Below are 12,947 nucleotides of genomic sequence, written 5' to 3' on the forward strand. Positions count from 1 at the left end.
TTATTTCCCCCACCAACTCGTAAACGATCTCTGCGTCAGATAGCCAGCTTGCGGGCCCTGCCGGGTCTGGTCAAACTTATCTGGCGAAGCGTGCCGATGTGCGCCCAGCGGGGTAAGTAAAAGAGTAGGGGCGACGATGGTTTACGACCTGTCCGTCGATCTGATCCAGGCCACGGTTCAGCTTGAGCAGCCGCTCAAGGACGGCTCGCGAACAGTCGGCACCGGGTTCCTGGTCGCCGACATCGATCCCGACGGCAAACCCCGCACCATCCTGATCACCGCCGCCCACGTCTTTGACCGCATGCCGTCATTCTCGGCCAAGATCGGCTACCGCATCCAGTCCCGTGACGGCGTCTGGCGCTATGATCCCCAGACCCTGAAGATCCGCGATGGCGACCATCCGCTGTGGGTCAAGCACGCGGGCCGCGATGTCGCCGCCCTCGTGGTCGAGGCGCCGGCGGAATTCGCCAAGGCGGCGATCCCGATCTCCTGGCTGGCCAAGGACGACACCTTCAGCCAGTACAAGCTGGGTCCCGGCGACGAGATGATGGCCCTGGGTTTCCCGCGCGGCCTGTCGGCCAATCCGGCCGGCTTCCCCATTCTGCGGTCAGGCCGCGTGGCCTCCTATCCGCTGGCCCCGGCCACGGCCTTTCCGACCTTTCTGATGGATTTCGCGGTCTTTCCGGGCAATTCGGGTGGACCGGTATTCATGGCCGAGGGCGCGCGGCGTCGGCCGGGCGCGACCGAAAGCCAGGAAGTGCAGTTTATCGCCGGCATCCTGACCCAGCAGGTCGAGCTGTCGGGCGAGCGGCTGGAGATCGGCATCGTCACCCACGCCAAATACATCCGCGAAACCATCGGTCTGCTGGGCAAGCCGTCGTCCCCGACGGTGGCCGCGAGGTCCGTCCGGATCGAACCGAGGGTCGAGGGCGCGACGGCCGCCTCCGCCGCAGTCTCGGCCAGCGCCATGGGTGTGGGGCGCTAGAAGGGCTGGGAACCTTCGCGTCAGCGGAGCCGTTCTGGTGGGGACAATCACCCCAACAGGAGCACAGCCATGAGCACCAACCGTGTTGAAGGCGCTATCGACAAGAGCGTCGGCGCGACCAAGGAAGCGATCGGCAAGGCTACGGGCAATGAACGCCTCGAAGCCGAAGGGCTGGCCCAGAGGGTCAAGGGCGACGTCCAGAACAAGGTCGGTCAGGCGCAGGACGCCATAGGCGACGCGATCAAGAAGTAGCGTCTGGTCCCGACCAGAATGACGAACGGCCCCGGGAGTGATCCCGGGGCCGTTTCTCGTTTCCGGTGTGGGGTTGATTACGCCGGAGGTAATGGCGCGTCGGCCAGGCTCGACCTAACTTGCTGTCATGACCACCACCGTCCTTACCATCGGCGAGCGTCTGCGCGACTGGCGTCAGCGGCGCCGGCTCAGCCAGCTGGACCTGGCCTGCGAGGCCGAAATCTCGACCCGGCACCTGTCGTTCCTGGAAACCGGCCGGGCCGCCCCCAGCCGCGACATGGTGCTGCGTCTGGCCGAAGGACTGGGGGTGCCGCTGCGCGAACGCAACGTTCTGCTGCTGGCCGCCGGCTTTGCGCCGGTGTTCCCCGAACGGTCACTGGACGATCCGGGGCTGGAGGCCGCCAAGATCGCTGTCGAGACGCTGCTGGCGGCCCACATGCCGTTTCCGGCCCTGGCCATCGACCGGCGATGGACCCTGCTGGCCCACAATGCCTCGGCGGGCCTTCTGCTGGAGGGCGTCGACCCGAAGCTGCTGGAGGGGCCGGTCAATATGCTGCGCCTGAGCCTGCACCCCGACGGCGTCGCGCCCCGCATTGTCAATCTGGCCGAGCTGCGCGGCCACATCCTGTCGCGCCTGCGTCGGGAGCTGGCCGAGAATGGTGATGCGGGTCTGGCCGACCTGATCCGCGAGTTGTCGGCCTATCCTGGTGGCGAGGCCCATCCCCGCGGCGGTGAGGGGATGATCGCCGTACCGCTGCGGCTGAACACGCCCTTGGGCGAACTGTCGTTCCTGACGACCACAATGACCTTCAGCGGAGCGCTGGACGTGACCGTGTCTGAACTGACGATCGAGACGTTCCTGCCGGCCGATCCCGCCACGGCCGCCGCTCTGCGGGGCGTGGCGGGAGGCTGAGGGCTTAGGCGCCGTAGATGATCGAGATGGTCTCGGCCACGCAGGCGGGGCGCTCTTCACCTTCGATTTCGATGGTGCACTCATTCTTCATCTGCAGGCCGCCCGACTTGGGTTCGGCGCTGAGCAGCTTCTGGCGCATGCGCACGCGCTTGCCGACCCGGACCATGCCGGTGAAACGGACCTTGTCGCAGCCGTAGTTGATGCCGCGCGTCACGCCGGTGACGTGCAGGATGCCGGCGCCCAGCATCGGGATCAGCGACAGGGTCAGATAGCCGTGGGCGATCGGGCCGCCGATTTCCCGGGTGGCGCGCTCGACATCGACATGGATCCACTGGTGATCACCGGTGGCCTCGGCGAACTGGTTGACCCGCTCCTGGCTGATCTCGACCCAGTCCGAAACACCGATTTCCTGACCAACCAGGCTGGCGATATCCGCATAGGCGACTTGTTTCATGGCGTTCTCCCAAACACGTCTTGTGCAAACAGTTGTTTGATTGATCCCATGGCCGGGCGGTTGGGGCAAGGTCGAGCCCAAGCTTTGTGCTGCATCCGGCCGATCCTGGCCTGTGCCACCCATGCTGCGGTCACTGTTTCAAATGGACACAGCCGGTCCGTCCCAAAACTGGGATCTGTTGCAGTTTTGGTCGGACTATTTTCCAGAACTGCCGCCGAAAAATACCCATAACAAGTAATACAACAATAATAGAAAATTAACGTTTGGCTATAGTTGCGGGTAGGCGAGCGGAGCCAAAAGGGGCGGGGACTGATTTGCTTGATGAATCGAGGTTATCGGAAATTAACATATGGGCTTGATTGGCGGGTGACTGATTTAATGCGGGCCAGCGGGTCGAATTTCTCCAGACGTGGCATGCGCCTTGCGAAGCACCATTCGCCGAATGATCGGCTCAATGGAGAATACAGATGCACCGCACCATCCTGCTCACCATCGCCGCACTGACGGTCGCTGGTACTGCCCAAGCTCAGACCATCAATACCAACCAGACCAACAGCTCGAACATTCGCGCCAAGCTCAATGCCACGGTCACCGATGTTCAAGACAAGGTTGCTCTGACTGCGGCTGGTATCGGCAACAGCGTCACGCTGGAAGGCGGCACCGCCAACACCATCAACAATACGCAGCGCTTCTTCGGCGATGTGTCGTCTGAACTGAACGCGACCGTCCGTGATGTTGGCAAGAGTGTCGACGCGACTTCGGCGGCGATCGCCAATACCGCTTCGATCAAGGCCGACTATCTCAACGTCGTGAACAATGTTCAGTACGCCAACTATGATCCGACCGCCGTCCTCAACGCCACCCTGACCGACATCAGCGGCGAAGTGAACGCGACCGCTGCAGCGATCAGCAACACGGCCACCATCGAAGCCGATCTGGGCCAGGTCAACTCGACCCAGATCAACTACGCCGCCGTCAACGCCACCGCCAACACGACCATTCGCAATGTCAGCGACTCGGTCTCGGCGACGGCCGCCGCCATCGGCAACACCCTGTCCGTCAAGGGTTTCTAAGTCGGCACAAGGACGCTCGTTGAGCGCTCGCGAGCGTCCTTTACTCCCGCTTTCAGCCGCGCCTTTTCCATCCTCCTCCAGGACCTGTCCCATGCTCAAGATGTTCACGCCGGCCCTGACCGTCGCCCTGATCGCCCTGCCTGCTCAGGGCGGAGCGCAGACCCTGGGTCGCGACGGAATCGGCAGCCTCGAAGCCGGCTACGGCAACGCCCGGGCCATGGAGACCGAGCGCTTCAATCCCTCGACCCGCGACAGCCAGGGCAACCGCATCATCAAGGATGGTGTGATCCAGAGCGGCGTGGGCGGCAGCCAGATCAAAACCAACACCAATAGCGCCGTCTATGGCGCAGCCTTCTTTGAGAGCGGGGCCAGCAACAGCGCCACCGCGATCGGCAATCTGGTCAATGTCACGGTCGAGGGATCGAACAATACGGTCGTGCTCAACAGTGTTCAGACCAATACCGGATCGGTTTCGGCCACGGCGGTTCTCAATGGATCGGCCGCCAAATCGACCGGGTCCAACCAGTAGCGCCCTGACCAACGCCCTCGGTCTCATAAGGAAACCAGCACCATGTTGATCGCTCGCGCCCTGGGGGCCGCAGGCCTTGCGGCGACGATCCTCGCCTTTGCGCCGCCGAGCCTGGCTGGCGAGGCGGGCGGCGGCTATGCGCGGCCGATCGGCGACGCGCCGGCCACCCGCAACCCGACGCCCTATACGCCGGCCCTGATCTGCCTGGCGGGCCAGCCGCTGAGCCGGCCGATGCCGCGCATCTCGGTCGGACGGATCTCCGACATGACCGGCAAGTCCGACTTCGAGACCGGCGCCAAGATCAGCCAGGGGGCCTCGCTGTTTGCGATCACGGCGCTTGGCAAGGCGGGCTTTCCGGTGGTCGAGCGGCTGGACAATTCCGTGGCCGAGATCGAGCTCAACTATGCCCGCCAGCGTCTGCTGTCTGACACGCCCGAACTGGCCGGCAGCAGCGGTGACAACTTCCGCCGCATCCTGGCCGGTCAGATCGCCGGCTCGTCCTACTATATCGTCGGCGGCATTACGGAGCTGAACTACAATATCCGCTCGACCGGCGCCGACGCCCAGATCGGCGACCGGGGTTTGAATGGCGTGCGGGCCGGCGCTGCGGGCCAGACCTATGTGCTCAATATCGCCATCGATCTTCGGCTGGTGAACTCGCGCTCCCAGGAGGTGGTCGACATGGTCTCGTATCAGAAGCAGCTGGTTGGGCGCAGCCTTGACCTTGGCCTGACCGCTGGAGATGACCGGATCGGCGCAGCAGCCTCCTATGGCCGCAGCGGCATGGAGCCGATGCAGGCCGCCGTTCGCACCCTGGTCGAGCGCGGCGTGTTCGAGCTGATCGCCGGCTTCCGTGGTGGCCAGGCGAAGGGTCTTTGCCTTGATCCGGTAACCGAACCGCAGGGTCCGGCGCTCCCGGCCTATGCTGCCTCGCGGACCGTTCAACCCCAGCCGAGGGCCTGGTGATGTCTCATGATCCTGCCCTGACTGGCGGCCGGCAAGGCGCACGGGTCGCCGCGACCCTCGTCGCGCTGATGCTGGCCGGCTGCGCCTCGACCAGCGCCGACAAGGTCACGGGTCTTTATGCCCAGCCCATCGGCGACGCTCCGGCGACTACCAATCCGACACAGTATTCGTCGGCCCTGACCTGTCTGGCGTCGAATGCCGCCACCAGCGGGCGGGTGGCGCCCCGGGTGGCGGTCGGCGCCATTGCCGATCTGACCGGCAAGCGCGACATCACGACCGGCGCCAAGGTCAGCCAGGGCGCCTCGCTGTTCGCGATCAGCGCCTTGGGCAAGGCCGGCCTGCGGCTGGTGGAGCGGGCCGATCGGGGCATTTCCGATACCGAACTGGCCTATGCCCAGAACCACACCCTGTCGGACTCTCCGGAAAAGGCGGGCTCTGACCCTGAAAACTATCGCCCCATCTATGCCGGACAGATCGCCGGCTCTGACTTCTACATTGTGGGCGGGCTTACGGAGCTGAACTACAATATCCGCTCGTCGGGCGTGGACGCGCGTGGCGGTGATGTAGGGACGGGGGGCCTGAAGGGGTCGCTGACCGGCAGCACCTATGTGATCAATATCGCCATCGACATGCGCATGGTCGACTCCCGCTCGCAGGAGATTATCGACATCACGTCCTACCAGAAGCAGATCATCGGCCGGGAGATCAAACCCGGCGTGTTCGACTTCCTGAACGGCAATGTCATCGACGTTTCCGGCGGCAAGAGCGAGCTGGAGCCCATGCAGCTGGCGGCCCGCACCCTGGTCGAGCGCAGCATCTATGACTTCGCCAGCACGCTGCTGCAGATCAAGCCGAGCAACTGCCTGAACGAGCCGGCCGACGGCGCCAAGCCTCGCCAGGCGCGCCCTGTCCAGAGCGTCCAGGCCCCGCCGCCAGCCGCGCAGGCGCCCAGGCCCGCCGCTCCTGTGGTCGCGGCGCCAGGCTATAACGGCCCGTACCTGGATCGCTCGCGCTGGCTGGCCCCGGACCGGGGCGCGGCTCCCAACCGGCCCTAGGCTCTAGGTCTTGGCCCAGTAGGCGTCGCGGATCAGCCGCTTGTAGAGCTTGCCCGTCGCGTGGCGGGGCAGTTCCTGCATGAAGTCGATGCGGCGCGGCGATTTCACGTGGCTGAGATTGGCCCGCACGAAGGCCATCAGCTCGTCGGCGAGATCAGAGTGGTCCTCGGCCCAGGCCAGGGGCTGGATCACTGCCACGACCTTTTCGCCCATCTCCTCGCAGGGCGCTCCGACCACGGCGGCGTCGGCCACCTTGGGGTGGGTGATCAGCAGGTTCTCGATCTCCTGCGGATAGATGTTCACCCCGCCCGAGATGATCATGAAGCTCTTGCGGTCGGTCAGGTAGAGATAGCCCTCCTCGTCGACCCAGCCCACGTCGCCCAGGGTGGTCCAGCCGTGCTGGTTGTAGCTCTCGGCGGTCTTGTCCGGGGCGTTGTGATAGTTCACCGCCGGGCCGTTGGCGAAATAGACACTGCCCTCGGTGCGCGGCGGGACCTGGTTGCCGTCCTCGTCGCAGATGCGCAGCTCGCCCAGCACGGCCTGGCCGACACTGCCCTTGTGGGTCAGCCAGTTCTGCGAATTGATCCAGCAGAAGCCGTTGCCTTCGGTGCCGGCGTAGTATTCGAAGATCACCGGGCCCCACCAGGCGATCATCTGTTCCTTGACCGGAACCGGGCAGGGGGCAGCGGCGTGGACGGCCGATTGCATCGACGAGACATCGTATTTCGCGCGGGTCTCTTCGGGCAGTTTCAGCATCCGCACGAAGTGGGTCGGCACGAACTGACCGCAGCTCACCTTGTATTTTTCGATCAGGGCCAGCGCGGCCTCGGGATCGAACTTCTCCATCACGATGACCGTGCCGCCCAGCTTGTGGACGCTCATGCACCAGCGCAGCGGGGCTGCGTGATACAGCGGGGCGGGGGACAGATAGACGCTGTCGCCGGAAAAGCCGAACAGGCCCTGGGCCATCATCTGCAGGGCGTTGGGCTGTTCGATCGGGCCGCCGTTCAGGGCCGGCTTGACGCCCTTGGGTCGGCCGGTGGTGCCCGACGAATAGAGCATGTCCGAGCCGGCGCTCTCATCGGCGATCGGGGTCTCGGGCATGGCGGCGCGGGCCGCCTCGAAGTCGGCATAGGCGCCATGCGCCCCGCCCACCGTGTAGAGCTTCAGGCCCGGAACCAGGGCGGGGATTTCGTCGATCAGCGACCCCATCGCCACCGAGGTGATGAACACCTTGGCCCCGCAGTCCTGCAGGATGTACTGGGTTTCGGCCGCCGTCAGCTTGGTCGAGACGCAGACATAATAGAGCCCCGCGCGTTGGGCGGCCCAGGCGATCTCGAAGAACCGGGCATTGTTCTCCATCAGGATGGCGATGACGTCGCCGGTCTGCAGGCCCAGTGAGCGCAGCAGCTGCGCGCCCTGGTTGGAGCGTGCGTCCAGCTGGCCGTAGGTCACGACCTCGCCGGAGCCGGCCATGATGTAGGCGGGCTTTTGCGGTTGCGTCTGGGCGTGGATGAAGGGGTGCATGCCGGAAGCCTCGGGTGACTTTGCTGGAGATTTGATCTAGATTGCTCGTCTAGAAACGGAGGTTGTGATGGCGCTCAGCATCAAGACCGAAGAAGCCGACCGCCTGGCGCGCGACCTGTCCCGCCTGACGGGAGAGACGATGACGCAGGCCGTGACCGTTGCCCTGCGCGAGCGGCTGGAACGCGAGAGGGCGTCCAAGGCCGAGACGACGGAAGAGTTCGTCGCGCGGATCAGGGCGTACACAGCCGAAATGCGTGGCGGCGTCCCTTTCCGGCCAGTCACGCCCGAGGAATGGTTGGACGCCGGCGGCGACGATTTGGACTTTGAGCTGGCGGCCAAGGAGCTGGCGGCCAAGGCCAAAGACTGATGGTGATCGACACCTCGGCGATCATCGCCATCATCGCGGATGAACCAACGGCTGACGACTTGACGGTTCGTATCGCTAGGGCGGCAGTCCCGGAAATGTCCGTCGTCAGTTATGTCGAAGCTGCCACCGTTCTCTTGGCGAGAAAGATATCGCCGGACCGTCTCGACACCTTGCTTGTCCGGCTGGGCATATCGGTCGTCGATGTGGATGTGGCCCAGGGCCGCGCCGCCATCCGAGCCAGGATGGCGTACGGCAAGGGCACGGGCCATCCCGCCAAGCTGAACCTCGGCGACACCTTCACCTACGCCCTGGCCAAGGTGCGCGGCGCGCCGCTGCTGTTCGTGGGCGAAGACTTTTCCCATACCGATCTCGTCTCCGCCCTGACCTGACTTGAGGTGGCCTGATCTCACGCCGCGACGGGGGTCTTGGCGGCCTGAAGGATCATGGCCGCGCCCTTCTCGCCGATCATGATCGTGGGGGCGTTGGTATTGCCCGAAACCAGACGCGGCATGATCGAGGCATCGACGACCCGCAGGCCGTCCACGCCGCGCACCCGCAACTGGGCGTCGACCACGGCCATAGGTCCGCTGCCCATCGCGCAGGTGCCGACCGGGTGATAAAGGGTCGAGCCCGAGGCCTTGGCATATTCGAGCAGCATTTCGTCGCTCTCGAAGCCCGGGCCAGGGTTCATCTCCTGCTCGACATATTTGGCGATGGCCGGCTGCTCGCCGATCTTGCGCGCCCATTTCAGGCCGGCGATCGCGACCTCCTGGTCCAGCGGATCGGCCAGATAGTTGGCGACGATGGCCGGATACTGCGACGGATCAGACGACTTGATATGGATGGTGCCGCGGCTTTCCGGGCGCAGCTGGCAGGGCGCGATGGTCATGCCTGGCGCGTCCTCCAGTTCCATCTTCTGCTCGTTGAACAGCTTGTCCAGATCCATGGTGGCCGGCAGGATGTGGAACTGGATGTCTGGTCCTGCGAGATCCGGTCTGGATTTACAAAACGCCGCCACATGCGCTGCCGACAGGGTCAACAGGCCCTTGCGGAACAGCACATATTTCAGCGCCTGGGCCGCCAGTTGCGTGCCCTTGCTCATGGCGTTGATCGACGGCGCGCCGGCCTTCAGGCGGTAGCGCACGCCCGTCAGGTAGTGGTCCTGCAGATTCTCGCCGACGCCGGGAAGGTCCGACACCACCGCGATGCCGCGCTGGCGCAGCAGCTCGCCATTGCCAATGCCCGACAGTTCCAGAAGCTGGGGCGAATTGATCGCCCCGCCGGCCAGGATCACCTCGGCCCGGGCCTTGGCGGTGCGCTTGACGCCGTTCTGAACGAATTCGACGCCGGCGGCGCGCTTGCCCTCGAAGATCACGCGGCTGGCCAGGGCGTTGGTTTCGACCTGCAGGTTCGCCCGCTTCATGGCGGGGTGCAGATAGGCGACAGCGGCCGAGCAGCGCGCGCCGTTCTTCTGGGTCACCTGATACCAGGTGGCGCCCTCCTGATCCTTGCCGTTCAGGTCGTCATAGCGGGGGATGCCGGCCTGGTCGCAGGCCTCGATCAGGGCCTCGGAAATGACGTTGCCGTCGCGCATGTCGGCGACGTTCAGCGGGCCGCCTGTGGCGTGCAGGTCGCTGGCCCCGCGCTCCTGATTCTGCGACTTGCGGAACCAGGGCAGCACGTCGTCCCAGGCCCAGCCTTCGCAACCCAGCTGCCGCCAGCCGTCATAGTCGGCCTGCTGGCCACGCACATAGAGCATGGCGTTGATCGAGGACGAACCGCCCAGCACCTTGCCGCGCGGCCAGACGTGGGCGCGTCCGCCGGTGCCCGGATCGGGCTCGGTGGTGTAGAGCCAGTTGACCTTGGGATCCTTGAGGGTCTGGGCATAGCCGACCGGGATGTGGATCATCAGGTTCGAGGCGAACTGCGAGAGGTTCCTGGTCGGCCGATCATCGCCGCCGGCTTCCAGCAGCAGCACCTTGAAGCGACCATCCTCCGACAGCCGTGCGGCCAGCACGCAGCCGGCCGAACCGGCCCCGACGATGACGTAGTCCGCCTCGATGGTCGCGCTCATCGCTCTCTCCCTAAAGCGCGCTTGGGCGCGCTCCATTTTCTATGTTTAGAGCCCGTCCATGCGGAAGGGCTCGGGGCCGTCTGCGTGTGTCCGCATGATCGGCGTTCACTCACAATGCGCAGGTCTGCGCCGAACGCAAAGCCTCACCTTGCGTCAGTTGCCGTCGCGGCGCCGTTGGCGCGCCATGTTTAGGCGCTATCGTCCCATCCATAGAACGACGTTCCCGGGAGACGATACGTGGATTTGATCAGCCAGACAGTGGTGGACGGCAAGGCCGGCCCTGGAGCGGGAACCACCTATCCGACCCTGCCGGAGGTCGATCTCGCCGACATCTTCCGTTTCGCCAAGGGTCAGCCCTTCGCCGACTATGCCCGGATGCGGACCGAAGCCCCGGTGATGTGGCATGCCGAGCCCTATGGCGGGCCGGGCTTCTGGGCGGTGACGCGGCATGAAGACGTGATGAGCGTCAATGGCGACCCGACCACCTATTCGTCGCAGCGCGGCGGCATATTGATGGCCATGGGCCCGCCCGACCGCCGCCACGCCCTGCTGTTCCGGGCGTCGATGGACACCATGATCAATCTCGACGCGCCGCATCACCTGCAGCTGCGTCGCGAGCACATGCCCTATTTCACCCCGTCCTATCTGCGCGGGATCACCGAGGCGGTGAAGGGTGAGGTCACGCGGCTGCTCGACGCCATGGAGCCGCTGCTGGAGGGCGGCGCCACCATCGACATGGTCGAGCACTTCTCCAGTGTGCTGCCGCTGTTCACCCTGTGCGAGATCCTGGGCGTGCCGCCCGAGGATCGCCCACGGTTCCTGAAGTGGATGCACTATCTGGAGCGCGCCCAGGACCTGGCTGTGCAGCAGGCTGCGGCCCCGATCACCCCGACGCTTGAGCTCATGCAGTTCGTCATGGACTTCAACACCAACGTCGAGGAGATGTTCGACTACGGCCGGATGATGCTGCTCAAGCGTCGCGAGGATCCCAAGGAAGACCTGCTGACCGCCATTGCCCGGGCCCAGGTCGACGGCGCCCTGCTGGCCGATGAATATCTGGACGGCTCGTGGCTGCTGATCGTGTTCGCCGGCAACGACACCACCCGCAACACCCTTTCGGGTGCCATGAAGCTGCTGACCGAGTTTCCGGATCAGAAACAGGCGCTGATCGATAATCCGGGCCTGATGGGCGGCGCGGTCGACGAGTTCATCCGTATGGTCAGCCCGGTGATCTACATGCGCCGCACCGCGACGGCGGACGTCGAGCTGAACGGCCAGATGATCCGCGAGGGCGAGAAGGTCATCATGTACTACGGCGCGGCCAACCGCGATCCGGAGGTGTTCCCCGAGCCCGACCAACTGGACGTCCGCCGCAAGAACGCCGGCAAGCACATCGCCTTCGGCTATGGCCCCCACACCTGCATCGGCAAGCGCGTGGCCCAGATCCAGCTGGAAGAAGCCTATCGCCAGATCCTGGCCCGCTTCCCGGACCTGAAGGCGACCGGAGAGATGGAGATCGCGCCCAACAACTTCGTGCATGCGATCAGCAAGCTGATGGTCAAGCGGGGGTAGGCGATAGCTCCTCCCCCTCTGGGGGAGGTGGCCCAGAGGGCCGGAGGGGGCAGCGCGGCGGGCATCCAGATGACGCCAGGCTCACATGCGCCGGCGCTGCCCCCTCAGTCGCTCCGCGACAGCTCCCCCTGAGGGGGAGCATCTATCTCCCGCTACCCGATTGCCCCCAATTCATACGCATGTTTGACTGACCCAAAATCAGGAGGAACACCCATGTCGTATCCCACCTTCGAGACCCTGCTCTATGACGTCGAGGACGGGATCGCGACGATCACCCTGAACCGGCCCGAGCGGATGAATGCCTTCACGGCCCGGATGATGAAGGACCTGATCGAGGTGTTCGACGTCACCGACGCCGACGACGACGTGAAGGTGGTGATCGTCACCGGCGCGGGTCGGGCGTTCTGCGCCGGGGCCGATCTGGGCGGCGGCGGCGCGACATTCGATCGCACCTCGCCCCAGGCGCTGGAGCGGGAAGAGGGCAAGGTCGGCGACCTCTATCGTGACGGCGGCGGTCGCTGCACCCTGCGCATGTATGAGAGCTTGAAGCCAATCATCGCCGCCGTGAACGGCGCGGCGGTCGGCGTAGGCGTCACCATGCAGCTGCCGATGGACATTCGCCTGGCCTCGACCGACGCCAAGTTCGGCTTCGTGTTCGCGCGGCGCGGCATCAATCCGGAAGCGGCCTCGTCCTGGTTCCTGCCGCGCCTGGTCGGCATGCAGACGGCGCTGGAATGGTGCTATACCGGCCGGGTGTTTGGCGCGCAGGAAGCGCTGGATCGCGGGCTGGTGCGCTCGCTGCACGCGCCCGAAGACCTGCTGCCCGCCGCCCGGGCCCTGGCCCGCGAGATCGCCGACAACTCTGCCCCGGTTTCGATCGCCCTGACCCGCCAGCTGCTGTGGCGCATGGCCGGCGCCGATCACCCGATGGAAGCCCACAAGGCCGACAGCCGAGCCATCCAGGCGCGCGGCGCGGCCGCCGACGCCAAGGAAGGGGTCACCTCGTTCCTGGAAAAGCGCACGCCGGTCTATCCCGACAAGGTCTCGACCGACCTGCCCGATATCTGGCCCAAATGGGGCGAGCATCCGTTTAGCTGACGCAGTTTGGTCGCGGTTCGGCGTCATCTTGACGCGCACGCCGAACCGCTCCGCTCATCGGACGTTAATGAGGTTCTGATCA

Annotated in this window: 12 protein-coding genes and 2 pseudogenes; 11 read left to right on the forward strand and 3 right to left on the reverse strand. The window is 65.1% G+C overall.

From position 1 onward, the window contains the following. Positions 1 to 127: 127 nt before the first annotated feature. The 3 genes and pseudogenes from ACN2C8_RS03780 to ACN2C8_RS03790 form a co-directional block, all read left to right on the forward strand. A pseudogene (locus tag ACN2C8_RS03780) lies at positions 128 to 860 on the forward strand (trypsin-like serine peptidase); the annotation flags it as partial. A 194-nt stretch (positions 861 to 1,054) separates the two neighbouring features. Beyond that, positions 1,055 to 1,278, forward strand: a pseudogene (locus ACN2C8_RS03785) (CsbD family protein). A gap of 86 nt (positions 1,279 to 1,364) precedes the next feature. After that, positions 1,365 to 2,150, forward strand: a complete 786-nt coding sequence (locus ACN2C8_RS03790) for a helix-turn-helix domain-containing protein (RefSeq protein WP_419254494.1) — start codon at positions 1,365 to 1,367, stop codon at positions 2,148 to 2,150. A gap of 4 nt (positions 2,151 to 2,154) precedes the next feature. Here ACN2C8_RS03790 and ACN2C8_RS03795 read toward each other — a convergent pair whose 3' ends face one another. Beyond that, positions 2,155 to 2,604, reverse strand: coding sequence for a MaoC family dehydratase (locus ACN2C8_RS03795; protein WP_419254495.1), 450 nt, complete (start codon positions 2,602 to 2,604; stop codon positions 2,155 to 2,157). A gap of 467 nt (positions 2,605 to 3,071) precedes the next feature. On the opposite strand from ACN2C8_RS03795, the gene ACN2C8_RS03800 reads away from it, so the two are divergent. The 4 genes from ACN2C8_RS03800 to hfaB (ACN2C8_RS03815) all read left to right on the forward strand — a co-directional run bounded on the left by ACN2C8_RS03800 (position 3,072) and on the right by hfaB (ACN2C8_RS03815) (position 6,227). Further along, positions 3,072 to 3,677: a hypothetical protein gene (locus ACN2C8_RS03800; RefSeq protein ID WP_419254496.1), complete on the forward strand. Its 606-nt coding sequence runs from the start codon at positions 3,072 to 3,074 to the stop codon at positions 3,675 to 3,677. A 91-nt stretch (positions 3,678 to 3,768) separates the two neighbouring features. Beyond that, on the forward strand, positions 3,769 to 4,206 hold the full coding sequence (gene hfaA, locus ACN2C8_RS03805) for a holdfast anchoring protein HfaA (RefSeq protein WP_419254497.1): 438 nt from the start codon (positions 3,769 to 3,771) through the stop codon (positions 4,204 to 4,206). Between the two features lie 42 nt (positions 4,207 to 4,248). Beyond that, complete coding sequence (gene hfaB, locus ACN2C8_RS03810) at positions 4,249 to 5,172, forward strand: holdfast anchoring protein HfaB (protein ID WP_419254498.1); 924 nt, start codon at positions 4,249 to 4,251, stop codon at positions 5,170 to 5,172. Continuing rightward, a complete protein-coding gene (hfaB, locus tag ACN2C8_RS03815) occupies positions 5,172 to 6,227 on the forward strand; it encodes a holdfast anchoring protein HfaB (RefSeq protein ID WP_419254499.1) in 1,056 nt (351 codons plus the stop codon). The genes hfaB (ACN2C8_RS03810) and hfaB (ACN2C8_RS03815) overlap by 1 nt, the downstream gene beginning before the upstream one ends. Before the next feature lie 3 nt (positions 6,228 to 6,230). Here the strand turns inward: hfaB (ACN2C8_RS03815) and ACN2C8_RS03820 are convergent, their stop codons facing one another. Then, positions 6,231 to 7,754 carry an acyl-CoA synthetase gene (locus ACN2C8_RS03820; protein ID WP_419254500.1) on the reverse strand — a complete coding sequence of 508 codons (1,524 nt, stop codon included), beginning with the start codon at positions 7,752 to 7,754 and terminating at the stop codon, positions 6,231 to 6,233. 67 nt (positions 7,755 to 7,821) lie between these two features. Between ACN2C8_RS03820 and ACN2C8_RS03825 the strand changes: the two genes are divergently transcribed. After that, complete coding sequence (locus ACN2C8_RS03825; protein ID WP_419254501.1) at positions 7,822 to 8,121, forward strand: type II toxin-antitoxin system VapB family antitoxin; 300 nt, start codon at positions 7,822 to 7,824, stop codon at positions 8,119 to 8,121. Beyond that, on the forward strand, positions 8,121 to 8,510 hold the full coding sequence (locus ACN2C8_RS03830; RefSeq protein ID WP_419254502.1) for a type II toxin-antitoxin system VapC family toxin: 390 nt from the start codon (positions 8,121 to 8,123) through the stop codon (positions 8,508 to 8,510). The genes ACN2C8_RS03825 and ACN2C8_RS03830 overlap by 1 nt, the downstream gene beginning before the upstream one ends. Before the next feature lie 17 nt (positions 8,511 to 8,527). On the opposite strand, the gene ACN2C8_RS03835 is transcribed toward ACN2C8_RS03830, so the two are convergent. Continuing rightward, on the reverse strand, positions 8,528 to 10,195 hold the full coding sequence (locus ACN2C8_RS03835; protein ID WP_419254503.1) for a GMC family oxidoreductase: 1,668 nt from the start codon (positions 10,193 to 10,195) through the stop codon (positions 8,528 to 8,530). 237 nt (positions 10,196 to 10,432) lie between these two features. Here ACN2C8_RS03835 and ACN2C8_RS03840 point away from each other — a divergent pair, with 237 nt between their 5' ends. Both ACN2C8_RS03840 and ACN2C8_RS03845 read left to right on the forward strand, forming a co-directional pair. Further along, complete coding sequence (locus ACN2C8_RS03840) at positions 10,433 to 11,767, forward strand: cytochrome P450 (RefSeq protein ID WP_419254504.1); 1,335 nt, start codon at positions 10,433 to 10,435, stop codon at positions 11,765 to 11,767. A 213-nt stretch (positions 11,768 to 11,980) separates the two neighbouring features. Then, positions 11,981 to 12,865, forward strand: coding sequence for a crotonase/enoyl-CoA hydratase family protein (locus ACN2C8_RS03845; RefSeq protein ID WP_419254505.1), 885 nt, complete (start codon positions 11,981 to 11,983; stop codon positions 12,863 to 12,865). Positions 12,866 to 12,947: the final 82 nt, after the last annotated feature.

The sequence above is a fragment of the Caulobacter sp. ErkDOM-C genome (assembly GCF_048541825.1).
Lineage (GTDB): Bacteria > Pseudomonadota > Alphaproteobacteria > Caulobacterales > Caulobacteraceae > Caulobacter.

Excerpts from the sequence above, each read along its gene's own strand:
- hfaB (WP_419254498.1), top strand. The coding sequence starts at position 4,249 with ATGTTGATCGCTCGCGCCCTGGGGGCCGCAGGCCTTGCGGCGACGATC.
- hfaB (WP_419254499.1), top strand. The coding sequence starts at position 5,172 with ATGTCTCATGATCCTGCCCTGACTGGCGGCCGGCAAGGCGCACGGGTC.
- ACN2C8_RS03795 (WP_419254495.1), bottom strand. The coding sequence starts at position 2,604 with ATGAAACAAGTCGCCTATGCGGATATCGCCAGCCTGGTTGGTCAGGAA.
- ACN2C8_RS03825 (WP_419254501.1), top strand. The coding sequence starts at position 7,822 with ATGGCGCTCAGCATCAAGACCGAAGAAGCCGACCGCCTGGCGCGCGAC.
- hfaA (WP_419254497.1), top strand. The coding sequence starts at position 3,769 with ATGCTCAAGATGTTCACGCCGGCCCTGACCGTCGCCCTGATCGCCCTG.
- ACN2C8_RS03830 (WP_419254502.1), top strand. The coding sequence starts at position 8,121 with ATGGTGATCGACACCTCGGCGATCATCGCCATCATCGCGGATGAACCA.
- ACN2C8_RS03790 (WP_419254494.1), top strand. The coding sequence starts at position 1,365 with ATGACCACCACCGTCCTTACCATCGGCGAGCGTCTGCGCGACTGGCGT.
- ACN2C8_RS03800 (WP_419254496.1), top strand. The coding sequence starts at position 3,072 with ATGCACCGCACCATCCTGCTCACCATCGCCGCACTGACGGTCGCTGGT.
- ACN2C8_RS03835 (WP_419254503.1), bottom strand. The coding sequence starts at position 10,195 with ATGAGCGCGACCATCGAGGCGGACTACGTCATCGTCGGGGCCGGTTCG.
- ACN2C8_RS03845 (WP_419254505.1), top strand. The coding sequence starts at position 11,981 with ATGTCGTATCCCACCTTCGAGACCCTGCTCTATGACGTCGAGGACGGG.
- ACN2C8_RS03820 (WP_419254500.1), bottom strand. The coding sequence starts at position 7,754 with ATGCACCCCTTCATCCACGCCCAGACGCAACCGCAAAAGCCCGCCTAC.